Consider the following 26,977-nt stretch of genomic DNA (forward strand, 5'->3'; position numbering starts at 1 on the left):
ACTCCAATCTCGTAAGATTATACTTATACAATTCTATTTTCACCTTATTATTCCTTTTGTGTATTTTATAGAGAGGTGACGTGTCTTATGATATCTAAACTTATTTTTGGTTATAAAAAGCCTACTGAGCAATATGTATTACGGCCTAGTTGTTATGCAATTATTTTTAACTCAACTTCTTCAAACATTGCTATTATCCAAAAAGGAGACCGTTATTTTTTACCTGGTGGCGGTATGGAAGGTACCGAAACAAAAGATGAATGCTTACATCGTGAACTACTAGAGGAATTAGGATGGGCAATTGAAATTAATCAATATATCGGTGATGCAATGCGATATTTTTATGCGGAAAAAGAAGATACATATTATTTAAACGATGGATTTTTTTATATTGCGAATATGGTGCAGACACAAACTGAAAACTGTGAGGAAGATCATGTTTTGCGGTGGATGTCTCCTTTACTTGCTGTAGAGCTTCTCATTCATGATCATCAAAAATGGGCTGTTGAACAAGCGCTTTTATTACAAAAACCAAAAGGATCTCCTTCTATATGAAAGAGATCCTTTTTATTGTTAACTTACTTTTTTCAAATTGAGAGCTGGCTTTTGAATTCCACCCTTTTTTACAACATATAAGCCGATAAAGATTATAAGTCCGCCAACGAGTTGCATCATGTTGATTTGCTCTCCGATAGTTACTGCCGCGAAGATAACTGCGAACAATGGTACAAGATACATATAAACCATTACTTTCGTTGAGCCTATTTTACTAATACCGACATACCACATTGCAAGTCCGAAGATTGTCGCGAAGACGATTGAATATGCTAGAGACCCCCAGCTTGGCATGTCTACTGGCCACGTTAATGTATTTACGTTGAATAAACAATATACAACGAGAGGTACAATTCCAATTAAAGTTGACCAAGATGTGACTCTCATTGCGGAATATTTTGTAATAAGAGGTTGTGCTAAAATTGGGTACCATCCCCACGCAATTGCTGCGACTAATCCAATTATATTTCCGAGCCATGCATACTCGTAAGTAGCTCCTCCCGTATGCCCTGTTAATAAAACGAATGCTGCACCAACAAAGGCCACTATTGAACCAATTTGTACTTTCATCGAAAAACGTTCTTGTTTGTGCAATACTGCTAATATCCCTGTAAAAATAGGTGACATTGCAATTAATAATGAGGCGTTTGTTGCTGAAGTATATTTCACAGATAGCATAAACATCGTTTGATACATTGTTGTACCAACGATACCGACTGCTACTAATCGTAACCAATCTTTTTTTTCAATACGTAATGAGCGTTCCATCATAAAAGTGATAAGTAATAATACCGGTGATGCTACTAAAAATCGTAAACTATTAAATTGAATGGATGACATAAATGCCACTCCATACTTTCCTATTGTATAATTTGCTCCCCATACTAATGCAACTGATACTAGGAGCCATTCCATTTGCCATCGTTTCATCCGAATCTCCCCTTCCCTATTTAGCATAGTAAAATTGGCTGGATATAACACCGTCCAATTGGCTGTTTTTTTACCCAGCCAATTTGCTATACTTGATGTATATAAGAGATACGGAGGCGTTTTTTATGGAATGGAAACTAGATAGTGACAGTAAAATCCCTATTTATCAGCAAGTTGTTGACTTTATTGAAAAACGCATTACATACGGAGAACTTCCTCCAGGAAGCTTCCTACCTTCAGAACGGAAATTAGCTACGCAATTAAATGTAAACCGAAGTACAGTAACGACTGCTTATAATGAACTTCGTGCGATGGGAATTGTAGAAAGTACCACTGGTAAAGGTACACGTGTAAGTACACATATGTGGGGCGTTTCTCCAACATTAACACCCAACTGGAGAAATTTCGTAGAAGGTGGTACGTTTTTACCAAACTTACCGTTACTTCGCCATATTCGGGCAGAAGTACAACAAAATGAAAACATTATTGATTTTGCAAACGGAGAGCTCGGTTGTAATCTTTATCCCCACGATCAACTACAAGCGATTTTACGTGAACAACCGTTAACGCATTCATTAAGTTACGATCATCCGCAAGGCTATCTCCCGCTAAGACAAGCGGTCGTAAAATATATGAAGGAATATTTAAAAGTTGAGGCGACTGAACAATCCATTATGATTACATCTGGCGCACAGCAAGCACTTCACCTTATCGTGCAATGTTTATTAAATCCAGGTGATGCTGTTGCTTTCGAAAGTCCTTCACACTGTTATTCCTTGCCGTTATTCCAATCAGCAGGTATTCGTATTTTCCCATTACCTGTCGATGAACACGGCATTAATCCAGACGATGTACAGGAGTTATATAGAAAACACCGTATTAAAATGATCTTTTTAAATCCAAATTTCCAAAACCCTACGGGAACGATGCTTCATCCAAACCGTAGAAAAAAACTATTATCACTTTGTGCAGACTTACGAATTGCGATTGTGGAAGATGATCCGTCTAGTTTACTTACGCTAGAAAAGAAACAACCTTGCCCTACTTTGAAATCAATTGATGAAAATGGAACTGTCATTTATGTACATTCTTTATCAAAAATGATTGCACCAGGCTTACGAGTTGGTTGGCTCGTTGCCCCGCAGTCTGTAGTAGAAAGATTATCCGACGCAAGGCACCAAATGGAATTAGGTATGAGCATATTCCCGCAGTGGCTTATGCAACAATTTTTTGAAACTGTACCATTTCAGTCGCATATCGTACCGTTACGAAAACAACTAGTAGAAAAAAGAGACGTTATCGTTCGCGCCTTAAACGAGCAACTTCATGATAAAATCTCTTTTTCAAATCCGACCGGTGGAATATACATATGGGGAAAATTAAAAGAACCGATAAACGAAAAACAACTTATTATGCAAAGTTTAAAACAAGAAATTGCTTTTATGCCAGGTAGTATTTTCGGCGCAAAAGATGGTTATATACGCTTATCTTATGGAAAAGTGAATATTAATCAAATTGAGGAAGGTATTTCTCGTTTGCGGGAGGCTATTTTGGTTTGTGAAAATAACTTTAAATAAAGCTTTCTCGTTTGACAAAACCTAAATCTACCATTATTATCAACACGAACCTATTTATAGGAGTGATAAAAATGAAAATTTACGTTGATGCAGATGCTTGTCCTGTAAAAGATGTAATTATTTTTGAAGCTACGAATGCGGAAATTCCTGTTACACTCGTTACTAGTTTTTCTCATTATTCTAATGCAGAGCAGCCGAAAGGTGTGGAAACAATATATGTTGATTCCGGAGCAGATGCTGCTGATTACCGAATTATGCAGTTAGCAAAAAAAGAAGATTTAATCGTAACACAAGATTACGGTCTTGCTTCGCTCGCTTTAGCAAAAGGCTGTATCGTACTACACCATAAAGGCTATAAGTATACGAATGATAACATTGAACAATTGTTACAAACACGATATTTAAGTGCAATGGTTCGAAAAAGTGGTAAGCGTACAAAAGGACCGAAACCATTTACAGCAGAAGATAAAGAGAAATTTAGAGCGCTCTTTAAAAGTATGATCGCACTTTAAAAATGAATCGTCTATTTGCTAGGAAAACTTCGCAAAACAAAGAAGAGAATATCCAAATGAACATTCTCTTCTTGAGGTTTACCCGTTTAAAATGAAGGTAAATTATCTAAGTTATTTTCTTTTATTCCATCCGGTTCACTACGTATAATATCTCTGCCATACTTATGAAATACGTCCACATGAGCTAACTTCCCTGATTTCGCTTCATTAAGAGCAGTCATATAATCTAACTCTCTCCCGCTACTTGTTTTAAAAGCAATCAAATCACCTTCATCATTTTTACGAACAGCAACAATTTGTTCTGCTCCTGAAGTAACTTCCTGAGCTATTTCAAATTGAGCTTGCTCTTCCCCTTGATGTAAATAATCATTATACACTTTTTCAAAATCTTTTTTGTCCATTAAACTCACCTCCAACACATTTTATTAGTATGGTTGGGAGGTATTGGTTTTATGTAATTTTCTCTAAACTTTAGTATTTTCAAATGAAAACATTGTCCCCTCACTATTTGATTGTAAAGTGTATTTTATATCAAACATCTTTGATATATCTTCAATATTTTTCAAACCAAGTCCTGTTCCTTTACTATTTATATCGAACCCAATCCCATTATCTCTAAAATAAACAATATCTTCATCTATAATGATTTTAAGTTTTTTAGCTTTTGAATGTTTAAGGATATTTTGAAAAATATTATCAAATAGCCTTTGAATCCATAACTCATTACTATTCCATATCAACTCTTTATCTTGTGGATTATATACTAATTCAATTTTATGAATGTTATACAAATAGCTCCATTTTTTAATCATATTTTCTATTAAATTATGTATATTCACTTCATCATGCACAATATAAGTATTCTCTAAGGTTTCGGTAGATTGCATATTAAATTCGTTAGTTAAATCACTTATATATTGTATCTGCTCATACAGTGATTCAAGTACTGGTGCTTGTTCCTTGTACTCACCTTCTAAATAATATAATTGTAATCTGACCGCTGTTAAGGGTGTATTAATATCATGCCGTAATTTATTTAATAGTTCCTTTTTTATTTGTTCCTGTTGTTGTAGTTCCAATTCTCGATAAGTTGTTCTTTCTATAAGCAAGTTTACTGATTTAATCAGTTCTCCCATTTCATCATCGCTTTTAACATCTATTATATTAGGGATTTTTTTATCACTCGCCAAATCTCGAATTGTTTGATTTAATATATTAATTTTATTTAATACGGTGTTAATCGACCTTGAAAATACAAAAGCTAATACTAATAGTGATAACAAAAATATGATTAACATAGTAGGATATGCATAGGATTCGTGAAAAGGGATGTTCTTATTTTTAGTTTTAAAGACAGCATTATAAATAACTGATACAAAGATACTAATCAACAACAATAACAGTGGTACGCTAATAATAGCGGAGAATAATAGTAACTGATATTTTTTCTTTAAGTTCATTTCTTCATATAGGTATTTAATCTATACCCTTCTCCATATATGTTCTGAATAATATCACCTGTTTTATCATCAATTTTGGTTCTGATTTTCTTTATATGTACGTTCATGATATTTTGATTTCTATCTTCGAGTTGCCATAGGTAATCATAGAAGTGCTCTTTCGATAAAATTCTATCTCTATTTTCATATAAATAGAAGAATATTTTACGTTCAATTGCTGTAAAAGCAACTTCATTACGCAAATCATTAATAAAAACTCTTTTATATTCTGCATCTATAAATACATGGTTAATTTGCGTGAACATACCATATTGATTACCTAACATTTTCTGAATCCTTAACAACAGCTCTCTAGGGTCAAAAGGTTTTACCATGTATTCTTCCCCAATAGTCAAACCTTTTAGTTTACTATCCATATCACTCCGAGCTGATAGAAATATAATCGGAATATTTAATCCTAGATTTTTTATTTTCTTTGTAATTTGATAACCATCTTCGCCTGGTAACATAACATCCATTATGACTAAATCAATTTCATGAATTACATCAAGAACTTTCCTTCCCTCTTTCTCCCAATACACATTATACTTCTCGCGCTGCAAAATTTTTTGTAATAAATCCCCTATAATTAAATCGTCTTCAACAATTAATATGTTATATACTTTCATTATGTAGACCTTTCATCGCTATAATAGCAATAGCTTAGTTCTTAACTACTTTATTATTAATAAAATCCATAGCAAATTTGTATATTTCATCAGGAGCGTATAAATAAATACTATGTGTGCCTTCAATTATTTTCACATCAGCTCTTAATAACTCGCTAGCAAACTCCTTATAATCTTTATTTTTTTGCTTTGTATATTTTGAATCTTTATTTTGCCTAGCAATTGCATCTATAAATAAAATAGGTGTTTCTTTTGGGATTGATAAGGAATTTGATTTTTTACTGTTATTATAGCTTTGTAAAAGTTCTTGCTTCATATCATCATTAAAAGCCCTTTTGTATGTAAGCGCTTTATAAATTTCTTTTTCTTGTTCGTTTAAAAAGGATTGCTTAATGACCTGGGGATTATAAGTAATAGAGGGAGCTAATCTCTGAAAACCAATTTTCGTTAAAATATTCATCCCTTTTATTTTTAATGAATCCACCATGCCTATTTTATGAGTTACGTACTGTTTAGGTAAACCAATATCTAATGCAATAATCCCTTTTACTTCACCCGGATATTTTTGTGCCCAATAAATAGCCTCTATACCCGATAGAGAGTGTGGTACTAAGATGTATGGTGGTTTATTTCCACTTCGAATAAGCGCTTCTCTTGTTTGTTCTAATATCGTATCAATATCTCTCTCATCTTGAAAAACATCACTGTATCCATAACCAGCTCTCTCAATTACAGAAATCTTGTTTTCTTTCGAAAATTTACTATATAAGCCTTTCAATTCATAAACAGGAGCGGCAATTCCAGATCCGGCCATAAATACAAACGTATCCTCCCCGCTCCCCTCATTATAAACATTCAATTTTTTATTATCGAAATTAACAAGTTCGCCTTCATTGTTCATTAATTCCGATTCCATTTTTAATTGATAGTTATGATATATAAATACAGCTCCTGTTCCAAAGAAAATCATACTAATACATATTAAAAATATTATTTTCACTGACTTTAATAATTTTTTCATTTGACACCCCTTTCAGCCTATACTAAAAGGGTACAATGTAAAAATAAATTTCTAATAAATTTTTCAAAATGAACATGTATTCTTTGTTTCTAATTATGGATTATTTTAATACCTACGCAACCCTTTCAAAGTCTCCAATACATCATCTGTAAAGGCTGTATTACCCTCTGTCTCTAAAACTCTAAAATATAAACTTCTTAAGAAAGCTCTAATATTTTGTACTAAAATAGCATGCTGCGGATGTCGGATGTCTTCAACAGTTGCTATACTATGTAGCCAATTGTTCCACTCTTCTTCAGTTAAAAGCTTTTGGTTATGTAACGACATAATTGGCTTTACTAATCTCTCATCCTCAAAGTGTACATATACGTAATCACTCAATCGAACCTTCTGACGAACAGCCGCAAGAATCGCATATGAAAACTCACGATTTTGAATTGTACGTGCTAACGCATCGAGCGCATCTGCTGCATGTGCAGTAGAGTGTGCCCAGCCTTTTCCTTCTACGTAGCCCCTTACATCTTCTTCTAAATATACATATTCCAACACTTGTTCTGCCACACTGTACAATTGTTCTTCCGATAACAACGGTTCTCTTTCATGAACAGATAAAATAAGTGGTGGAATTAATACGGAGAATGCACGTTTAAATACAGAGTCTGTTCCCTTTTCACCAATTTTATAAAATAAATAATCAGGACTAATTGCTTGTAGCATTAACCCTCGTAATTCTTTTTGTCTAAACACATCATTTGTAATCCATGTATGAAGCGTACTATAAATTAAATCATCACGTAATTCAGCATCTGGTGATCCGATATAATCTAGCATCCACTGCGCATATGGATATGCATCTACGTCTTCTGGTACAGCATAATTATTATTTTTAATTTGTAGTAGTTCTTCTTTTAGTTCTAGTACTTCTGTCATTTTTTTATCCCCTTTAAATTTCTCTTCCTAAATTATTCCCTATTAGTATCATAAAATTAAACCCATTCTTAACGCAATATAAAATGGAATCATTAATTATCTTCACTATGTAACAGTTCTTCCAATGTTGCTTTAACTTCTTCTTCTAATTCATTAATCGTTCCGCTATAAAGTGTTCCTATGCTACTACTTTTTCGATATCCTTGGTAATAATACCAAAGCGAAATAGTACAGACTTCCCATGATTTTGAAGCATCATATTCAAAATTAATTTCTGATCTATATTCATACTCTAAACAATTCTTAGATGTTAGTTCTTCTAATTCATCACCGTCTATATCTCTTTTAATTGACAGCTTCAAATTTAATTTACCATTTTGCGCAAAACGTTCTTCATATATTTTTTGATACTTACTGCAAATGTCTTCACTTATACTCTCTAGTTCCATTATTTTTTGTTTTAACTGTTCATTTTTGATTTCTAAATATTGTCCATCCTTCTCTTCATTCACTTTATTATTTTTTTGAAACCATCTAAACAAATGTTCATTCCCCCTATATAAACTGTATTAATGTCTTTTAAATAGAACTACTGGATCATCAAATTTACTATTTTCAAATAAAACATCTGCAATTTCTTTCGGATTATGCTCATCTATATACAACTTACAGGCCGCATGATATCTGTTCAAAAACATCTTCTCTGCTTCTTCATAACTTCCAAAAGCTTCAGTTTCCCGCTTAGCACCACGTTTTCTCGCAATCTCAAAATTTGTATCTACAAAGATTTTGTAATCAAATAAATACGCAACGTCTTTTTTCAATAGAAACGTTCCATCTACTATTAATATCATATTTTGCGTGGCCAATAGCGGCTCATTATGTACAGACATATCCGTTATTAAGTTATGAGAAATCATTTCATATTGTAAATTCCCGTTAGGTCCTAAAGGCATTAATAATCTTTCTTTGAAAGCTGTATAATCGTGTGCATCTTCATAATACCCTCTTGCAGATTCTTTTCCTTTTGCATAGCGAATCACTCTTGGATTATGAAAATCATCAATGCTGGCGCGTGTTACTGGTAATCCTCGTTTTTTTATTTCTTCCGCTAGTTCGTTTGCAAATGTTGTTTTTCCTGATGCTGTAATACCACTTACTCCAACTCTTGTTGGATAGGTTAAGTTTAGCTTTACAATATGATCTGCAATTTCTTTGATTCGTTGTTTTCGGTTCATGATATCTCCCTTTATAATTAGTTTACATAATGCAATTATAAGTAACAATTCATGTCACTATTTGTCGGTAAATCGATATCCTTTGTCGAATCGTTGATATATTTTAAGTTATGATAGATATATTTGAAAAATCGTTGATATATTATTAGCTTACTTCCCCTTAAACCCTCGATATAAAGCAGTCCGTAATTCTTGTTTGTATTCTTCAATTTCTGGCATTTCGAGTTCTTCTGCTAGTCTGATAGCTAATTCAATATCATACGGTACTCGTACAAGTTGAATAGAAAAGCTCGCTGCTTCTTTTTCATTGTAAGTTCCTTCAAATATTAAATAGGAAGCTTGCGTTATTTCAAGTGGGTTTCCTACGCTGCCGGCATTACATAACGTTTTCCCTCTGAAATTTTGAACGAACGCTTGGTGAACGTCACCGTAACAAACGACATCTGGTTTTCTTTCTCCTTCTATATTTTCTGTCAGATCACTATTTTCGAACATACTAATACGCTCTTCTCTTGAAGCGTGTGGTTGAATTCTTTCATATAAACTTCTCGGTGAGGCGTGGAACATACGAATGAGTTTTCCACTCATATAAAACTCGATTGAAAATGGTAAGCTTCTTAAATAGTCGTTTTGTTCTTCCGATAATTGTTTTTGATGCCATTTTAATGCTTCAAATTCAGTCGGCTTTGTAATAAAATCATCCCAGTTTCCCATTACGACTACTTCACATTCTTTACGAATGATTTCAATTGCTTCACTGGAATGAGGTCCTTTTCCTACTAAATCTCCAAGACAAATAATGCGCTCGATTCCTCTTAATTTAATATCATTCAACACGGATTCTAATGCTTGAATATTACCGTGAATATCTGAAATTACTGCTATTTTATCCATATAAATTACTCCTTTATTTATTACATTCGCTTGATTGATACCATTTTGGAATATAAGATGAAAAATGATTATGCTCTTCTAATATTCCATTTAATCTTTCCTTCATATCATCTACTAAATGCGGCGTACTTCGATTCGTCCAAACGATATCCGCTGGGAATGTCATCGCGGCGTACAATGTATAGAGTTTCCAAAAATGAAGCGATGGTTCGCCTCCGCAATAACCGTGAACTTGTCCAACCGCAAATGGTTTACTTATTCTTGTAGTAAAAATCGCTACATTATAAAAATCGTGTATTGGATCGCCAAAATCATATCCACAAAAATCAATAACGATAAACTCCTTATTATGAATCATACTATTTGCTGGATGGAAGTCATCATGTAAAAATCTTATTGGACGATTTTTCAATAAATCTTTATGATTTTCTACAAAGGTTAATATTGGATTCAAATCCAGAAAATTCACCTCGTAATCTGTTAGTGCCTCTATGTATCTTTCGTATTTATTCCATCTAGATGTTTCCCATTTATTACTTGCACTTTCTCTTTCAATTGAGTGAATCCTCTTTAATACTTCCCCTGCTTTTCTTCCTGCCTTATACTGTTCTTCCACCGATAACTTCGTTAAACCTTCTTCACCATTTATACCTCGGGTCCATTCAAATACTTGAACACATTTATTTAATTCCTCAAGTTTTATGAAATGAATTAACTTAGGCGTTGGAATATGTAATGACTCTAATCGTTTCATATACGTATATTCTTCTTGTTTACGTTCAAAATGAACTGTATCACATACTTTTACAAAATATGTTACTTTGTTTTCTAATTCTATTTTATGTTTCTCTTCATGTGAGAAACCTTTTGAAATAGCTGTACACTTTACAATACGAGGCCATTCTAGTATTCTCTCTATCTCCCTAAGCATTTCTTCCACAACGTTCACCTCTATTAATATATGTACAAACTACCTAGCACTTCATGCTCTCGTTTATTTCCACCTTTAAACTCTACTGCAAATGGATATTCGCCATTCTTATTCAAATGTTCTAGTACTAGCCCTTCTCCAATCGGTTCACAAAACTGCACATGAATATTTCCAAACACTACACTTTGACTCTCAGCATTCCATTTTTCATTTTTCACAACTGAACTTGTAGATAGTCCCATTACTTTTTTCCATTTCCGTACTGTTTCTCGAACGTTTTTTACTGCGTAATGAATCGTTTCAATTTGTTGCACTTTGTTTTTATGTTCAGTGATCGTCCTACTGTTACGTAAATCGTTTCTTCTTTCTTCGTCCGTTTCATTCCACTGTATAAAGAAAGGTAATTTCGGTCCGTTCTCTTCTTGCCTAACAAATAACATTTTCCATTCTAAAAGCCGGCCATCTTTTCTCATGCGTTTCCCTTCAAATGGCCCTATCGTATGTAAGCCGTACTTATTAAAGTTAACTGCTAGCTCCTCAATTGCATCTGTTCGGATCGCGATTTGTAGCATTCCTTCTCCATTTTGTAGTTTCACCACTGTTTCTTGTACTAATGGATTTTCTGCTTCTTTCGCTTTTTCTTCATGTTGAACTGCTAAAAATTCTATATATGATAAATCAAAATAACTTAAACCATTCCAAGTACCCCAATTCGTATGCTCTCCGCCTAATACAGTATGAAATCCAAGTTCCTGCATTTGTTTTGCCGCTTCCTCCGGTGTACCATGAACTGCGTGAACAAGATGATCAAATCGTAACATGTCTTTCTCCCCTTTCTCTCCATCCTTTTATTGTATATTTTATTTTTATTTCATTCAATTCAAAAACTTTAAAACCTAGTTGATTTATACGATTAATATGTATTATAATGAAACAAATTTAATTATTGCTGATTGGAAAAACCAAAGGCACTTTTCTCATACGGGAAAAGTGTCTTTTTCATTTATTATTACAGGGGGATTATTTATGCAGAAATTAATTGTCTTTGCTATTATTGGATTTTTCGCTCAACTGATCGATGGAGCACTCGGAATGGCGTATGGGGTAACGTCTACTTCACTATTATTAATGTTTGGTATTGCACCGGCTGTAGCTTCCGCATCGGTTCATTTAGCTGAAGTCGTTACAACTGCAGCTTCTGGCGCATCTCATATCAAATTTGGAAACGTTGATAAATATACAGTTTCCAGGCTTACATTACCTGGGGCAATCGGCGCATTTGTTGGGGCATGTTTTTTAAGTAATTTGCCTGGAGATGTAATCAAACCGTACATTTCCGTATTTTTATTTACTTTAGGGGTTTATATTTTATTACGATTCATCATTCAAAAACAAATTGTCACTTCAAATAAGCGTATGTCTGCAAAACAACTTGTGCCGCTTGGTTTATTCGCTGGATTCGTTGATTCAACTGGTGGCGGTGGTTGGGGGCCGATTACGACACCTGTTCTTCTAGCAAGAGGAAATGAAGCTAGAAAAGTTATTGGATCTGTAGATACGAGTGAATTTCCTGTTTCACTCGCTGCAACAATCGGCTTCTTCATCTCACTTGGCTGGGAACAAGTAAGCTGGGTTTGGGTATTTTCTCTCATGCTCGGTGGTATCGTAGCGGCACCAATCGCGGCATGGCTAGTTCGCATCGTTCCTTCTCATTTACTTGGCGTATTAGTTGGTGGTCTTATTATCTTTACAAACATTCGTACACTGCTTACTACATTTAAAGTGGATCCAACTATTATTTCACTTTCTTACGTTGCAGTTGGTCTTGTCGTTATTATTTCTATTTTCATTGCTGTTCGTAATCATTCCAATCGTCCTAATACGTCAACGGCTGAGTATCCGAATGATCAGAAGCAAATGCTACCATAACTATAAAAAATACCGCTCAATTTAGAGCGGTATTTTTTATTTTTCTATTTTCCAATTAATCATCATTTCTGTAGCATTTACTCTCTTCATATGTAACTTTTCTAAAACACGCATCGAACTATAATTATCTAGAAGTGTCTCTGCAATTATTGTTTCTACCTCACCTGTTTTGAAAGCCCAATCGATTAGTTCTTTTACAGCTTCTGTTGCATAGCCCTGATTCCAATATTTCTCAATGAATCCATAGCCAATTTCTACTGTTTGATCCTCGTTTGGTTTCCCTTTAAACCCAATATCACCTAAAACGCTATCATCTTCTTTTCGAAGAACATACCACGCCCCCCATGGTAATAAAGTTGCATCTTGTTTTACATTCTTTACATGCCCTACAATATGCGGGCCGCTATTGTATCCTTGCTCGTTAGCGACTTGAATCCTCTCTTCTGTACACGGCACTATATAGAGCCTTTCTGTTTCTAATTTCATTTTGATTTCCCCTTTTTGCTTAAACGTTACTCTAATTATAACAAATAATATGACTTTATTATGAATGTCGAATTATATTTTTCTGAATTTTCTTTTAATTTAGAGGGTTTTTCAATATTTTTTGCGAAACATTTGTATAACAATTTTTTCTTTGCTTATTGCTACATAATAGTAGGTTCGGGTGGAGTTTTGCAAGCGTTTCCTATACAATAACCGATATTTTTTGACTTTTCCTAACAAAATATCTTGCAATATATTCAGAAAGTCATTACAATTGCCATATATTAAAAATCTTAGCAATATATCAAATCCTCATCAATCCGATGAGGTAGAGGTTGCGACTTTTAAGAGTACGACGGACGAGACACAGAGAATGTCACCGACTCCGTTTGAAAGGAAAAGTTGCCGAAGTTTATATTTCTTCTCTGGAAATATGGGCTGGGGCTGTCTCCGAAAGGAACAGAACTGTCACGTTTACAAAATTACCGTGTAAACGTGGGGTGCTATCTTAACGGAAGGGTATGATGGGGTGGTTATTTGTGAAACGTTCCGCCAAATTCCTTTGGCGGTTTTTTGTATTTTTCTCCCCCGCTCCTTCCTAACCTACAAGAAAAGGAGTGTTGAACATGAATAGCGCAACAAATCAATCTACCTCTAAAACGCAAACTACACAAGGACAAGGTGAATTAAAACGCGGATTAAAATCTCGTCACCTTACGATGATTTCTCTCGGCGGTACAATTGGTACCGGACTATTTCTTGCCAGCGGTGGTGTCATCCATTCAGCTGGACCTGGTGGTGCATTAATTGCATACGCCGCAATTGGAATTATGGTTTACTTTTTAATGACAAGCTTAGCTGAACTCGCAGCTTACATGCCTGTTACTGGATCTTTTAGTACGTACGCAACAAAATTTGTTGATCCATCACTTGGCTTTGCACTTGGATGGAACTATTGGTATAACTGGGCAATTACGATTGCTGCTGAACTAGCTGCTGTAACATTAATTATGAAATTTTGGTTCCCAGATACCCCTTCTCTTATTTGGAGCGGATTATGTTTAGCTATTATTTTCCTTTTAAACTACTTATCTGTTAAAGGGTTTGGTGAATCTGAATATTGGTTCGCACTTATTAAAGTAGTTACGATTATTATCTTTTTAATTGTTGGTTTCATGATGATTTTTGGAATTATGGGCGGCGAAACGGTTGGCTTCAAAAACTTCACTGTTGCAGATGCACCATTTAACGGCGGTATCATGGCAATTATCGGTGTGTTTATGGCAGCTGGTTTCTCATTCCAAGGTACTGAACTATTAGGAGTAGCTGCTGGTGAAACATCTGATCCAGAACGTAATATCCCAAAAGCAATTCGTTCAATCTTTTGGCGTATTCTTTTATTCTATATCCTTGCGATTCTCGTTATCGGTTTATTAATTCCTTATACAACTGAAAGTCTTGCTGCAAGTGATGTAACAGTAAGTCCATTTACACTTATTTTCGAAAAAGCGGGCGTTGCCTTTGCTGCTTCTGTTATGAACGCTGTTATTTTAACGGCAGTACTATCTGCTGGTAACTCTGGTATGTATGCATCAACTCGTATGCTTTGGGATTTAGCTCGCCAAGGGAAGGCACCAAAGTTTCTTGGTAAATTAGATAGCCGCGGTGTACCTGTTAACGCATTAATCGTAACATCGATTGTCGGTAGTATTGCTTTCATTGCTTCTTTATTCGGTGACGGTGTTGTATACATTTGGTTATTAAATGCATCAGGAATGTCTGGCTTTATCGCTTGGGTCGGCATTGCAATTAGTCATTACCGTTTCCGTAAAGCGTATATCGCACAAGGAAAAGATTTAAATGACTTACCATATAGAGCAAAATGGTTCCCCTTCGGTCCAATCTTTGCATTTACACTTTGTATCATCGTAATTTTAGGACAAAACTACGGGGCATTTATGGGTGAGTCAATCGACTGGAACGGTGTACTCGTTTCTTACATCGGTTTACCACTCTTCTTAGTACTATGGTTAGGTTATAAATTTACGAAAAAAACAAAAGTGATTCCACTTGATAAATGTGAACTAAAATAAAGTGAAACGAGCAAACAAATTTGTTTGCTCGTTTTTTGTTGCAAACCTCTTTGCTTCCCTATTGCTCCTGTTTTTGCCATAATAGAAGAAATATAAATAAAAGGTTGGGATACAATGAACATTCGCATTACTGATGAAGCAAAAGCAGCTATACATAGATTAGAACGTGAAGACAAAAAGATCATTCGCATTAGAGGAACAATGACAAACTCTTGTAGTATTTTCGTTGATGTCGATTTAATTTGGGATACATTTAACGCAGATGATGTTGTATATGAAGATGCGGAGCTTATCGTACAAATGGATTCATTTACGAAAGACTACACTGGTGATACAGTGAAGCTTGATTATAAGACGACAGGTTTTAGTATTACGACTCCGAGTGAGACTTTGGTTTATGGATTGTCGATTAAAAAATAAAAATCGTTTATCCGACCAATGAGGTGAAAAAATGGGTAAATATGTTCCGTTAAAATTTTTATTTAATGAAGAATTAGCCGAAAAAATAGCTGATTCTATTTGTAAACACGATCCTTATTTCTCTAAAAACATCTTTGTAGATTCTGTAGCTTGTAAAGTTGAAAATTTAGAGTTAAAACAGCGTATTGAAGTAATTGCAGATGAATTACACAATGCTTTACAAAAAGATTTTAATGCCGCAATACATATATTACTGAAGACATTAGGACCAGAAAATACAACAGAAGTAGGCACATTTACAAATGGATATATGTATATGCCTCTTGCAAAATACGTTGAAAAATATGGGCTTAACGATTTTAAAATCTCGTTCAATGCAATGTATGAAATAACGAAAAGGAATACTGCTGAATATGCCATTCGGCCTTTTCTTGAAACATATCATGAAGATACACTAGACATATTGCAACAGTGGATTCATGACGAAAACAGCCACATTAGAAGATTAGTTTCTGAAGGTACAAGACCAAGGCTTCCTTGGGCTAAAAAAATAGGAGCTCTAAAAGGTGATTTTAAGTACAATTTACAACTTCTTGAACCATTAATGAATGACCCTTCTAAATATGTTCAAAAATCTGTAGCCAATCATATTAACGATATTACGAAAGAAGATAAAGAACTCGTTTTTCAATGGTTACAGCAATTACGTGATAAACAGCATCCTATTAATCCTTGGATTATAAAACATGGACTAAGAACAGTAATAAAAAGTGGTACTTTACCAAAAAATTTTTCTTTTTAGGTATTTTAAACAAAACCGCTTATGCTTCAAAAATGAAGCATAAGCGGTTTTCCTTTTGAATACAGAAATAACAAACATAAAAAGTACTTTAAATTTCTTCTTTATATCATTATTTTACTAACTCTTCTATGTTATTACTTTCCTTAATTTTTTCGGATGATAGCCAGAGTGAATAACTTGTTCCATCCTTGTTCCTTAAATATATGTTAAATTCCTTATTATATAGTTCTTCTTTAAGAATAGTGACTACCTTTCTCAAATCATCTATTACATATGGATCATTTCTATATTTTATCTCACTGTCATTGAAAACTAATGTCAATTCATACTCTAGACAATTGCCGTCTTTCGGGTGTGGACAAGTAATATCCTCAATTTCAAAACGATCATTTTGAATTTCATTTAACCTTACGCCTACTTTTGTTTCAGTTTGAACCAAATATGTCCAATAACCGCTTACTGTGTTTTTCATTGTTAAAAGCAGTTCTTCTTTCGTTATAGCTTTTTGCACATTTTGAAAAGGCAAGCCTATAGATTCACCATTATAATCCTCAATTTCAAGTGTTGTTATCTTTCTATTACTCTTCTGAATGAATTGGATTAGAGCATATAAACGATCTAATTCTTTTGATTCAAATTGACTGTAATCAATCTTGTCACTCGTTTTTAAAGTTAATAATAACTTATCCGTTGGTTTCTCCTCTATATCATCATCCATTATATATTGAAAAACATTTTTATTTTCAGGTTCCACGTAACCTAATTTTTTAATTTCTTCTAGCATTGGTTTAAATTTCTTATATTCCTCATATGTTTTTTTTCCGTATTGATATTCATCACCTTTTATTCTTGAATATAAGAAGCCATCTACCTCTACTCTAAATTGAATATTTTTGTTATTTTTTGCTTGAACAGTATGATATGTATGCCCCATATTCCCTTCGTTTATAGCACCCCAATGTGTTACAATCACATCAATTCCGTGCTTTTTTTTCACATATTTTTTCACCTGATCGTCATCTTTATAATTACACCCACTTAAACATAAGAAATATAAGAAACATAACAATACTAACATTACATTTTTCATTCTTTTCATATAGCACCTTGCCCTCTTTTCGCATAAACAAAATATTCCATATATAAAGAATACTAAATCGCTGAATGTTTTCAAAGAATTAAAATATTTTTACACTCGGTTTATATATCTATTTCTTTTATTAATGGCTCTAATAAGTTTTAATATTGATAATCGAATATAATAAAAAGAAACCTAAATTTAAGGTTTCCCATTTTTACCAACAATTTAAATTTTAATAGATATTTTTTAGCCAAGTAATAATTCGTAGTACCTGAAACGACTCAAACCAAGTAATGAAAAACAGGAGAACAAAGAAAGAGATAAGTGATATAAATTTTAATCTTCCATCTTCACGTCTAGCAATCGCTATAATACTCAGAACCACTCCAATTAAAAAAGAAATATACCCTAATAGGATAATAGGCTCAGAATAGCTATCTATTATCCTATTTAATCCAAATAATAACATTCCAAAAGTCATCAATATTATTGAAAATACACTAAATTTTTTCATAATTCAACCTCCAATATAATTTTACTATTTTATGGAGAGAATAATTTTTTTATGCGTATGGATGAACAATTACACTATAAAATTAGATAACTCAATTTATTTTTTCATTAAACAACTGCCTTCTTTTATACCCTCAAAGGATTCCCACTCGATTATCCCGAATATATAAATTACTATTCTCATAAGGAGCGAATGTATATGAATCTATTCGAACATGAAACGTAAAACCGCTTCTCTTTCATAAGAGGTCCTCCCGTTCTCCTTTCTCATCATATCATTCATTAAAAAATAGGAGGACATAATTATGAAACGTGATCCATTATTTTTAACTTTATTAGAAAGCGCCAATACAAATTTTAGTGGCTGGGATTTTTCTTTCATTTCAGAAACGGGTCGAATGAAGAGCGAGCCTTTATCATGGTCGTACGGCAGTACTGCTTTCCAGCTTATGCAACGCGCTAAATCAATGCTCGATATGGGTACTGGCGGTGGAGAGTTTTTATCTATGTTACAACCATTCCCACCAACTATTTTTGCGACTGAAGGTTATGCTCCAAACGTGCCAATCGCTCGAAAGCAATTAGAACCTTTAGGGGTTACAGTTATAGAGGTAACGGATGATACCGCTTTACCATTTGAAGATGGTCAGTTTGATTTAATCATAAATCAACATGAATCATATGCTGCCTCTGAGGTAAACAGAATCCTTTCTCCAAATGGGATTTTCCTTACACAACAAGTTGGTGGTCTCGATTGTGCGGAACTTAATGAGCAGTTTGACTCACCACTAAATAGCGAATTTGCAAGTTGGTCTCTCGAAATCGCATGCAGTGAGTTAAAGCAAAATGGATTTACTATTTTAGAAGCAAAGGAAGAATTCCCTTTCCAACGCTTTTATGATATTGGCGCTATCGTCTACTATTTAAAAGCGATTCCGTGGCAAATTCCTGATTTTACTGTCGAAAGGTATTATGAGGAGTTATATCGTATACATGAAATTATCTTACAAAAAGGATATTTTGATGTGAAGCAACATCGATTTATGATTAAGGCGATTCACAGCTAACAAAAAGGAGGCGGCAAAGCCACCTCTTTTTTGTTCCGTTTACGTATGTTCTCTACGCTTTCACCATAAGAAAAGTTATATCATACATATTACAATTCTGACCAATAAATTGTATTTCTGAAACATATAATCACTTCGTATATATAATGAGAACAAAACGTGATTTTTCACTATCCTCTTCTATTGAGAAATGAGTTGTTTTTCATATCGCTTGTTCGCATCATCTTCTGTCAAACATGCAGTTGTGTAATTAATAATATTCCGGTTATCGTACGTGAATATATGTTTTAACTTATTTTCTTCTGTTATTACTGTCGGTAAGTATTTTGGTAAGTTGCTAACTACACCTCTATTATCACCATCTAATATCCAATCAATTTCTTTCCATTCTAATAATCCTTCAGCCGTACGTAATGGTGTATTCATTTGCATTCCATCTGGAAAATCAGCAACGAACACATACATTCCTTCACTAGCCTGGGGCTCATCTTTACCTTTAAAAACAACAGTCCCTTTATACGTTACACTTGAAAGTTCTATACCCGTTTCCTCAAACGTTTCTCTAATTATTCCTTCGTATGGCGTTTCATTCTCTTCTATTTTTCCTCCAACACCATTCCACATCCCCATATTCGGCTTTTTATTTCTATTTAATAGCAGTATTTTATCGCTTTTTCTAATAAAACAAATTGTGTATTTGTACATACGATCATTTCCTTTCATTTTCCACATGAGTTATTTGGCTTATTTTCAAGTAAAAACACTCGCCTTACAATTCCTTACTACATAATATATAGTACAACTTTCATGCGTAAACACTTTACGTCAAACGAGAGAATCCTTTTTAGAAAGGAGAATTTAAAATCGATATTATAAGCAATGAATTTCTAAACCAATATTACAACAGCCTCGTGTGGTTAAACGATACACACTGGTTTGGAGTTCCAATCTGTAAACTTCCCTCTGATCTCTTTTTGTATCAAGAAATTATTTATGAATTAAAGCCCGATTTAATTATTGAATGCGGGACTTTTCACGGTGGTAGTGCACTGTATTTAGCTTCTATGTTAGATTTAATTGGAAAAGGTCACGTACTTACTATCGATATAACTCCGCAGCCAAATCGGCCATCACATAATCGGATTACGTATTTAACAGCATCTTCTGTTTCTGTGCAGGCCATCCAAACAATTGTAAGCATGCGCAAACCTAATGATGTGGTTTTAGTTATTTTAGATTCTGATCATAGTAAAGAACATGTCTCCAAAGAACTATTACTATATAAATCTATCGTCACTACTGGCAGTTATATGATTGTAGAAGATACCTCCATTAATGGAAATCCGCTTCTTCCCGATTGGGGTCCTGGCCCGATGGAAGCTGTGGATGAGTTTTTAACTAAAAATAATAACTTCATAATCGACGAGTCTAAACATAAATTTTTCATATCATTTAATCCAAAAGGTTTTTTAAAGAAAATAAAGTGAAACTTTAATAAGTGGGGTTTTGCTCATCCCCCACTTATTCTATCATTTTCATTTTTGAAAAAGGATAATATACAAATTCCACCTTGCCTATTATGTTATCTTCTTCAATATATCCTAAGCCATTTCGACTATCTCTACTTACTTCGCGGTTATCTCCCATTACAAATAACTTATTTGGCGGAATTTTTGTCTTTTGAAAATTATAAAATACTTGTGTGTTGTTAAATAAATCTTTGTTTGTATATGGTTCTTCTTGCTTTTTATCGTTCACATATACCTTTCCGTTCGTTATGTTAATTACATCACCAGGAAGCCCTATTACACGTTTCACATAATATTTCGATTCATCCTCTTCTTTTATAATGACAATTTCTCCGTGTTGTAAATTAGAAAGACGTACTACCGCTTTATTTACAAATACGTAGTCTTCTTCATATAAAGTCGGCTGCATCGATTCCCCTTCCACCTTACATAAAGTAAAAGAATGGTAGCCTATGACTATCACCAATATAAATAGTATGTACTTTCCCCAGCCTCTCTTAATCTCCTTTTTCATATCCATTCCCACCTTATAAAGCGCTTTTTAACTCAAAAAATATATCACTGCACAATATGTTTCCATGCAGTGATACTATTTTTACTGTGCCTTGTTCGGTTGTTCTACTGGAATTGAATTTGCATTTGATCTATTTGTTTTTAATTCAAAATACGCATCCAAAATCTCTTTACCAATCGCAGAATTAATTCCTGATTTATCATCATTCACCCATGGTACAACAACTGAAAAAGCTACTTCCGGATCCGCATCATATGGTGCATAACCGGCAAGAGTTAAATTATAACATTTTTTTCGGTTGTTGTTCTCATCTCTTCCAATATCACTTTCTCCACCATATACTGTCTCAGCTGTTCCTGTTTTTCCCGCTGGTTTATATGGTAGACCTTTAAACGTTCCGGTACCTGTTCCGTCAGCTTCTTGAAAAACTCTTCTAAATCCTTCTTTTACATGATTAATGTACGAAGTGTCCATATCCACTCTATTTAATACAACTGGTTCAATCGACCGAACGACTTTTCCTACATCCTCTGGTCTATTCGGTTGCTCTCTCACTTCCTGTACAATTTGTGGTTTCATTCGGTAACCGCCATTTGCAATTGTGGAAATATATTGTGCAAGCTGAAGCGGCGTATATGTATCATACTGTCCAATCGCGTAATCAAGTAAAAATCCGGGTATGTTATCAGTTCTACCTACTTGACCAATTGATTCATTTGGCAGGTCAATACCAGTCGACACACCTAGGCCAAATTGTCTAAAATAGTAGCGCATTTTATTAAATGTTTCTTGTTTAATGTCTAATGGATTGTTTGGGACATAATTAATGCCTGCCATTTTTAAAGCCGTATTAAACATATAAACGTTCGATGACACTTGCAAAGCTCTTAAATCATCAATATCCCCAAATTCTTTCCACGATTTCTTCGGCTTAGAACTTCCTTTAAAATACATTGGCGCATCAAAGAAATGTGTATACGGCTTAATCGCTTCTGTTTGATATCCAGTTAATAAAGTAGCCCCTTTTACAGTTGACCCTAACTCATAAGAACTTGTCATCGTTCCTAATGCATAATCTTCTATTTGCATACCGCCATCTTTATTTACAATTTTCTTTCCTGCCATTGATAAAATTTGACCGTTTTTCGGATTCATCATTACTACGAACGCACGATCCATCATCGGCTCTGCAGCATGAAAGGCTCGTAAATTCTTTTCAAGGCTGCCCTCTACTCTTTTCTGTAAATCCATATCGACTGTTAACATCAAGTTATTTCCACTTTTTCCTTCAGTCACTTTTTCTGTTCGAACAATCTTCCCTGCTTTATCCATAATATTTTTAGACTGTTCCTTCGTTCCATGTAGTGCATCTTCATATTGTTTTTCAATGTAACTTTTACCAATACGGTCGTTTCGATTATAATCACGAACTAAATAATAATCTAATTGTTCTCTTGGCAATCCTTCATTTTCATTAGAAACGCTACCTAGTATAGAGCGCAGTATTTTATCATTTGGGTATTCACGTTCCCAATCTACTGTCGTATCTACCCCTGGTAAGCTTGCCAACCTTTCACTAACGACAGCATATTCATTTTGACTTACATCTTTTTTAACGATTTGCGGCGTCATTTTATATCCCGCATTCATTTTGCTTTTAATTACTAATACTTCTATATCTTCCTTTGAAAGCTCATTTAGTTCTTCTTGTGTAATTCTTTCCCGGCGCAGTTCTTCTACTTTTTTATCTAACTCTTTTCCTTCTATTTCTTGCTTTCTAAATTTACTCTCATCTTCTTTTGTTACTTTCGCCGCTGCCCGCTTTTCATTTAACTGCATCCAAAAATCTTTCTTATCTGTCTCTGTTAACTTATCCATGTCCTCTTGCGACATTTCAATTAGTTTGGCTAAATCTCTTGCTACTTGTAAAACTTCTTTCGAGTCTACTCCTCTCATTTTCGTATATGTAACGGTTCGCAATGGTTTATTATTTACAATAACGTGACCTTGCCGATCAAACATTTTCCCTCTAGGAACGGGAGTGCTTACCGTTACATCTTCCTTTTTATTTACTTCATTTCTATACGTTTCTCCATCAATGATTTGTACTTTACCTAATTGAATTATAATAGCTGAAAATAAAAGAAAGACAATAAAAAATAGTACATTTAACCGAAATGGAATATGAGTCTTTTTCTTTTTCGATTGTTTTTTCTGCTCCTTTTTCTGTCTCATTTCGCTCCCTCGCTTCATTCTATTAACATTTCTACGCAAAATCATTATGTATCAAATTTATTTATATGATATATATAGAATTTTATATTAATTATAAAAGAAATAAAAGATTTAATTTTCAGTTTTTTGTTTTTACATCCTATTTATTACCATTCCCTTAATGCACAATAACATGAATATTATTCTAAAAGAAAAATGGGGCAAATTGATTTTTATAAATTATAGAGATGTTGTTACTACATTATCAAAATGTTTTCATATGGCTTAAAACAGTGATTACTCAAATAAAAAACTGAGGCAGATACCTCAGTTTTTTCGATAACTTATTTCATTGAAGATAACCCTTCAACAAACTCACCAATCTTATTTTGAAAAACAAAATCAAAGTTATATTCCTGTCCTGTTAACTCTTCATTTACTAAAATAGTTGTTGCTCCTACTTCCCTCTTTGCGATTTCCGGGAATGAAGCGACAGGTTGTACTTTTAATGACGTTCCCATAACGAGAAGTACACCTGTTTCATATAAACGTTTCATCGCATTTTGATATTGCGGCAGTGTATCTCCGTATAAAACAACATCTGGATTTAAAATAAAATTACACTTCTCACAACGCGGTACTTCATGATCAATCATATACTGTAAATCATAGCCTGATTTACATTTTGGACAATGTGCTGTTTGAAGTGTTCCATGTAAATCAATGACATGCTTACTGCCACCTAATTGATGTAAACCGTCAATATTTTGCGTTAAAATCGTAATATCTTTCCCTTGTTCTTCTAGCTCAGCTAAAAAGCGATGGCCACGATTTGGTTTATATTGATGGAACGTATTAATTTGAAAGATTTCTTTATAATGCTTCCAAAATTCTTTCGGACTTCGGTTATAGTACCCTCTTGATAAGTACATCTCCACATTCGCATCAGCATACAATCCATTTGCTGAACGAAAATCTGGAATACCACTTTCCGTACTTGCACCAGCGCCTGTTAATACTGTAATTTTCTTCGCTTTTTCTAAAATTGAACGTACTTCTTCAAATTGTTGCACAAAAATCACCTCTATGTATTTTCCTATTCTTATTATACCAGTTGTTTACAGGAGGTGTTGTACAATTCATTTTACTTAATGCGTTGCGCCCCCAACCTCTACAATATCTACTTTAACTGTCGTCGTTACTTCGATTGCCAATTCTATCCCCTTACGAATAGTAGAAAGTGACATACTCGGTTGCCCTGGATAATTACTCGCTTGTTCTGGTAAAAACGGAATATGAATGAATCCGCCTTTTATTTTCTTATCATGTTTCTCTAGTTCATGCATAAGTCCATAGAATAAGTGATTACAAACGAATGTGCCTGCCGTCTGTGAAACAGATGACGGTATACCCTCTTCGCGAAGTTTTTTTACGATTGCTTTCATCGGAAGTGTAGACCAATACGCAATCGCTCCTTCTTCTACAACCGGTACATCTACCGGCTGATTCCCTTCATTGTCAGCGATTCTTGCATCATCAATATTAATTGCGATACGTTCTATCGTAATATCTGGTCTGCCCCCAGCTTGTCCAATGCATATAATAATTTCCGGCGCTAGTTCTTCTATATACTCTTTTAATACGCTTATTGATTTATGAAATACAGTTGGTACTTGTTTGCTTATTATCTTGTATTCTCCAATTGTTTTTTCATGCAAACCTTTTGCTACTTCCCAAGCTGGATTGATATTTTCTCCGCCAAACGGATCAAACCCTGTTAATAATACTGTTTTCATAGTTTTATCCTGGTTTAAAATTCTTATAAAAATCTATAAATTGTTGGCGAACCAAGTCAAATGCCAACTACCGAAAAGGAATTTCACCTTTTTCCTGTCCGTAAGGGTTGTGACCTTTTCATCCACCTATTGTGAAAGAATGACGGCAGGTTCCTGTTAGGAACGATCTGTTCTTGCATACTACCATTCATCCAAGTCAGTAGTATGCAAGAGGTTATAAGAAATAAACCAGTACCCCCCTTCTCATTTAAATTTTAAATATGAATTGTTGATTGCTCATATAAACAGTTTTGTGAAGAATGCTCCACAATTTCCAATTGTGATATTCTTTCCACGTTTGAATTGTTTGTAACCATTTTTTATATACTTTTTTCGTATTCTTTTTACTTTCTTCCATGGAAGCAACAAGAATACGCAGTTTTGTTGTAATTTGGTTTTTTAATAATAATATAATCTCTTGTGGTAATTGTTCTTGCAATTCCAATCCACGTCTTGCAATCGTGAATGCGGCTGCTTCATGAACACTAATACCGAAATTTTTACTGTATTTTAATTTTCCAATCACACTTGTATAAGCGGGGTTTACTGTTTTAACAGAAAATCCGTTACGAAGAGACATACGAATTAAACTGTTCAACATCTTTTTATACGTAAATTGATGGAAATTACGATTACTGTATTTATCAGTATCATGAGATTGTTGAAACTTTAAATCTTCTAAAACAATTCCACCTACATTGTTTTCCAATAACCATGTTTTAATTTGTTGTACGATTTGTCCAATTATCGTTGCGCGTTTATTTGTTAAAAACGCATTCAGATTGTGTAGATAAAAATTTTTTGAACCTTTAAAATTACCTTGTTTTGTACATAAACTAACTGCAATACGGTCCGGATTTACATCAATTCCTGCAATTACATCTGATTGTGGTGTTTCCTTCAAATCTAGTACACGACCTATTTGTGTTTCATCAAACGTAATATTTACATAAAATTCATTTTGTTTACGAATGATTTCTACACTATATTTTTGATGCTCTATAATCGGTTTTCCTTTTGGATTTACACCGATTCGCTTTCCCATAACGACATTTGTGATTTGATGATAAAAATGATATGGAATGATAATCGGAACTTTGATTCGTGGGCTTTTTGTTTTTCCATTTGTTCGTCCTAATGGATTTGCAATTTCTAACCATCCTTGCCCACAGTCATCAACTGTAATGCGCATGTTCAAATTCCCTTTTTTGCTTTTATCTCCACGAGAATATAATTGTCGTGTCCGCAAATCTTTCCATTCTTGATTGGATATCTTGTTTTTCATTCTTTCATAGAAATTTTTCCGCCCACCAAAAATAATAGGAGGTAATGTTTTATTTTTAATATGTTTTGCATACGTTTCAATTCTTTGTTCTAATTTTTGTTTTCGTTTTCTTAAGCCAATTAAACAAGTTTCTAATGCAACTTGTTTAGGTCTTTTTTTGCCGCGTTCATAATCATCTATTTTTTGTAACGTCTTTTCTAACTTTTTTTGATTGTTTTCTAGGTAAACAGGAAGAAGTTCTTTTTGAGAGAAAAGGATCAATTGCGCTTGTAAAATCGCATCTTCACAAAAACGTTTATTTAACAAATATTTAGGTTGTAGTTTTTTTATCAATTCTTTCTCGTTTTCGCCCTCAATCAAACGATTAAAACTATATCGTTTTGCACTTTCGAACGTACGGATTAAAGTAATTAAATCTTCCGTTTGTTCTTTTGTAATAGAATTGATTTTACAAGTACGTGTTGTTTTCATCCTTTCCCCCCTTTTCATCACC

29 protein-coding genes and 1 riboswitch are annotated in these 26,977 nt (G+C 33.9%); of the genes, 9 read left to right on the plus strand and 20 right to left on the minus strand.

Going from position 1 to position 26,977, the window contains the following annotated elements; genetic code table 11:
• Positions 1-87: 87 nt before the first annotated feature.
• A complete protein-coding gene (locus ACZDYH_RS17165) occupies positions 88-555 on the plus strand; it encodes an NUDIX hydrolase (RefSeq protein ID WP_088363868.1) in 468 nt (155 codons plus the stop codon).
• Between the two features lie 18 nt (positions 556-573).
• Here ACZDYH_RS17165 and ACZDYH_RS17170 read toward each other — a convergent pair whose 3' ends face one another.
• A complete protein-coding gene (locus ACZDYH_RS17170) occupies positions 574-1,485 on the minus strand; it encodes a DMT family transporter (protein ID WP_088363869.1) in 912 nt (303 codons plus the stop codon).
• Positions 1,486-1,610: 125 nt separating this feature from the next.
• On the opposite strand from ACZDYH_RS17170, the gene pdxR reads away from it, so the two are divergent.
• Entirely contained in the window at positions 1,611-3,062 is a 1,452-nt protein-coding gene (gene pdxR / locus ACZDYH_RS17175; RefSeq protein ID WP_006927573.1) for a MocR-like pyridoxine biosynthesis transcription factor PdxR, read from the plus strand.
• 71 nt (positions 3,063-3,133) lie between these two features.
• Positions 3,134-3,574 carry a YaiI/YqxD family protein gene (locus tag ACZDYH_RS17180; protein ID WP_000708761.1) on the plus strand — a complete coding sequence of 147 codons (441 nt, stop codon included), beginning with the start codon at positions 3,134-3,136 and terminating at the stop codon, positions 3,572-3,574.
• Positions 3,575-3,660: 86 nt separating this feature from the next.
• Here the strand turns inward: ACZDYH_RS17180 and ACZDYH_RS17185 are convergent, their stop codons facing one another.
• The 10 genes from ACZDYH_RS17185 to ACZDYH_RS17230 all read right to left on the minus strand — a co-directional run bounded on the left by ACZDYH_RS17185 (position 3,661) and on the right by ACZDYH_RS17230 (position 11,537).
• Positions 3,661-3,975, minus strand: a complete 315-nt coding sequence (locus tag ACZDYH_RS17185; RefSeq protein WP_000358161.1) for a DUF3892 domain-containing protein — start codon at positions 3,973-3,975, stop codon at positions 3,661-3,663.
• Between the two features lie 63 nt (positions 3,976-4,038).
• Positions 4,039-5,034, minus strand: a complete 996-nt coding sequence (locus tag ACZDYH_RS17190) for a sensor histidine kinase (RefSeq protein ID WP_139849552.1) — start codon at positions 5,032-5,034, stop codon at positions 4,039-4,041.
• Complete coding sequence (locus tag ACZDYH_RS17195; RefSeq protein ID WP_474886693.1) at positions 5,031-5,702, minus strand: response regulator transcription factor; 672 nt, start codon at positions 5,700-5,702, stop codon at positions 5,031-5,033. The genes ACZDYH_RS17190 and ACZDYH_RS17195 overlap by 4 nt, the downstream gene beginning before the upstream one ends.
• 34 nt (positions 5,703-5,736) lie before the next feature.
• Positions 5,737-6,723, minus strand: coding sequence for an alpha/beta fold hydrolase (locus ACZDYH_RS17200; protein WP_071739208.1), 987 nt, complete (start codon positions 6,721-6,723; stop codon positions 5,737-5,739).
• A 105-nt stretch (positions 6,724-6,828) separates the two neighbouring features.
• Positions 6,829-7,653 carry a DUF2785 domain-containing protein gene (locus tag ACZDYH_RS17205; RefSeq protein ID WP_071739209.1) on the minus strand — a complete coding sequence of 275 codons (825 nt, stop codon included), beginning with the start codon at positions 7,651-7,653 and terminating at the stop codon, positions 6,829-6,831.
• A gap of 92 nt (positions 7,654-7,745) precedes the next feature.
• Positions 7,746-8,195 carry a hypothetical protein gene (locus ACZDYH_RS17210; protein ID WP_284994026.1) on the minus strand — a complete coding sequence of 150 codons (450 nt, stop codon included), beginning with the start codon at positions 8,193-8,195 and terminating at the stop codon, positions 7,746-7,748.
• Positions 8,196-8,222: 27 nt separating this feature from the next.
• The gene (locus ACZDYH_RS17215; RefSeq protein ID WP_048656368.1) at positions 8,223-8,891 is read right to left on the minus strand and encodes a nucleoside/nucleotide kinase family protein; all 669 of its coding nucleotides are present in this window, start codon (positions 8,889-8,891) and stop codon (positions 8,223-8,225) included.
• Between the two features lie 150 nt (positions 8,892-9,041).
• The gene (locus tag ACZDYH_RS17220; protein ID WP_000357659.1) at positions 9,042-9,785 is read right to left on the minus strand and encodes a metallophosphoesterase family protein; all 744 of its coding nucleotides are present in this window, start codon (positions 9,783-9,785) and stop codon (positions 9,042-9,044) included.
• Positions 9,786-9,798: 13 nt separating this feature from the next.
• A complete protein-coding gene (locus ACZDYH_RS17225) occupies positions 9,799-10,725 on the minus strand; it encodes an aminoglycoside phosphotransferase family protein (RefSeq protein WP_088363872.1) in 927 nt (308 codons plus the stop codon).
• A 14-nt stretch (positions 10,726-10,739) separates the two neighbouring features.
• The gene (locus ACZDYH_RS17230; RefSeq protein ID WP_044307279.1) at positions 10,740-11,537 is read right to left on the minus strand and encodes a VOC family protein; all 798 of its coding nucleotides are present in this window, start codon (positions 11,535-11,537) and stop codon (positions 10,740-10,742) included.
• Positions 11,538-11,634: 97 nt separating this feature from the next.
• Between ACZDYH_RS17230 and ACZDYH_RS17235 the strand changes: the two genes are divergently transcribed.
• Positions 11,635-12,645, plus strand: coding sequence for a sulfite exporter TauE/SafE family protein (locus tag ACZDYH_RS17235; protein WP_002024365.1), 1,011 nt, complete (start codon positions 11,635-11,637; stop codon positions 12,643-12,645).
• Positions 12,646-12,681: 36 nt separating this feature from the next.
• On the opposite strand, the gene ACZDYH_RS17240 is transcribed toward ACZDYH_RS17235, so the two are convergent.
• Complete coding sequence (locus tag ACZDYH_RS17240) at positions 12,682-13,131, minus strand: GNAT family N-acetyltransferase (RefSeq protein WP_000764607.1); 450 nt, start codon at positions 13,129-13,131, stop codon at positions 12,682-12,684.
• Between the two features lie 321 nt (positions 13,132-13,452).
• A riboswitch (Lysine riboswitch) is annotated at positions 13,453-13,645 on the plus strand.
• 112 nt (positions 13,646-13,757) lie between these two features.
• Between ACZDYH_RS17240 and ACZDYH_RS17245 the strand changes: the two genes are divergently transcribed.
• The 3 genes from ACZDYH_RS17245 (at position 13,758) to ACZDYH_RS17255 (ending at position 16,446) form a co-directional block, all read left to right on the plus strand.
• A complete protein-coding gene (locus ACZDYH_RS17245; RefSeq protein WP_001083386.1) occupies positions 13,758-15,224 on the plus strand; it encodes an amino acid permease in 1,467 nt (488 codons plus the stop codon).
• Between the two features lie 114 nt (positions 15,225-15,338).
• Positions 15,339-15,644 carry an iron-sulfur cluster biosynthesis family protein gene (locus tag ACZDYH_RS17250; RefSeq protein ID WP_002026004.1) on the plus strand — a complete coding sequence of 102 codons (306 nt, stop codon included), beginning with the start codon at positions 15,339-15,341 and terminating at the stop codon, positions 15,642-15,644.
• Between the two features lie 31 nt (positions 15,645-15,675).
• Positions 15,676-16,446 (plus strand): DNA alkylation repair protein, encoded by a 771-nt coding sequence (locus ACZDYH_RS17255; RefSeq protein WP_063245362.1) that lies wholly within the window; start codon positions 15,676-15,678, stop codon positions 16,444-16,446.
• 109 nt (positions 16,447-16,555) lie between these two features.
• On the opposite strand, the gene ACZDYH_RS17260 is transcribed toward ACZDYH_RS17255, so the two are convergent.
• A complete protein-coding gene (locus tag ACZDYH_RS17260) occupies positions 16,556-17,545 on the minus strand; it encodes a hypothetical protein (RefSeq protein ID WP_088363874.1) in 990 nt (329 codons plus the stop codon).
• 214 nt (positions 17,546-17,759) lie between these two features.
• A complete protein-coding gene (locus ACZDYH_RS17265; RefSeq protein WP_000714725.1) occupies positions 17,760-18,041 on the minus strand; it encodes a hypothetical protein in 282 nt (93 codons plus the stop codon).
• A gap of 304 nt (positions 18,042-18,345) precedes the next feature.
• Between ACZDYH_RS17265 and ACZDYH_RS17270 the strand changes: the two genes are divergently transcribed.
• A complete protein-coding gene (locus ACZDYH_RS17270; protein WP_474886699.1) occupies positions 18,346-19,107 on the plus strand; it encodes a class I SAM-dependent methyltransferase in 762 nt (253 codons plus the stop codon).
• 180 nt (positions 19,108-19,287) lie between these two features.
• On the opposite strand, the gene ACZDYH_RS17275 is transcribed toward ACZDYH_RS17270, so the two are convergent.
• Positions 19,288-19,812, minus strand: a complete 525-nt coding sequence (locus tag ACZDYH_RS17275; protein WP_002182860.1) for an NUDIX hydrolase — start codon at positions 19,810-19,812, stop codon at positions 19,288-19,290.
• Positions 19,813-19,970: 158 nt separating this feature from the next.
• On the opposite strand from ACZDYH_RS17275, the gene ACZDYH_RS17280 reads away from it, so the two are divergent.
• Positions 19,971-20,594, plus strand: a complete 624-nt coding sequence (locus tag ACZDYH_RS17280) for a cephalosporin hydroxylase family protein (RefSeq protein WP_458869103.1) — start codon at positions 19,971-19,973, stop codon at positions 20,592-20,594.
• 34 nt (positions 20,595-20,628) lie between these two features.
• On the opposite strand, the gene lepB is transcribed toward ACZDYH_RS17280, so the two are convergent.
• From lepB to ACZDYH_RS17305, 5 genes are all read right to left on the minus strand, one after another.
• Positions 20,629-21,150, minus strand: a complete 522-nt coding sequence (gene lepB, locus ACZDYH_RS17285) for a signal peptidase I (RefSeq protein ID WP_002094069.1) — start codon at positions 21,148-21,150, stop codon at positions 20,629-20,631.
• 81 nt (positions 21,151-21,231) lie between these two features.
• Positions 21,232-23,385: a peptidoglycan D,D-transpeptidase FtsI family protein gene (locus ACZDYH_RS17290; protein ID WP_001249191.1), complete on the minus strand. Its 2,154-nt coding sequence runs from the start codon at positions 23,383-23,385 to the stop codon at positions 21,232-21,234.
• 323 nt (positions 23,386-23,708) lie between these two features.
• Positions 23,709-24,446, minus strand: a complete 738-nt coding sequence (locus tag ACZDYH_RS17295) for an NAD-dependent protein deacylase (RefSeq protein ID WP_074554685.1) — start codon at positions 24,444-24,446, stop codon at positions 23,709-23,711.
• A gap of 66 nt (positions 24,447-24,512) precedes the next feature.
• On the minus strand, positions 24,513-25,160 hold the full coding sequence (pcp, locus tag ACZDYH_RS17300; RefSeq protein ID WP_000859708.1) for a pyroglutamyl-peptidase I: 648 nt from the start codon (positions 25,158-25,160) through the stop codon (positions 24,513-24,515).
• Between the two features lie 247 nt (positions 25,161-25,407).
• A complete protein-coding gene (locus ACZDYH_RS17305; protein ID WP_474886702.1) occupies positions 25,408-26,955 on the minus strand; it encodes an IS200/IS605 family accessory protein TnpB-related protein in 1,548 nt (515 codons plus the stop codon).
• Between the last annotated feature and the right edge of the window lie 22 nt (positions 26,956-26,977).

This window comes from Bacillus sp. EB V-12, assembly GCF_056158125.1.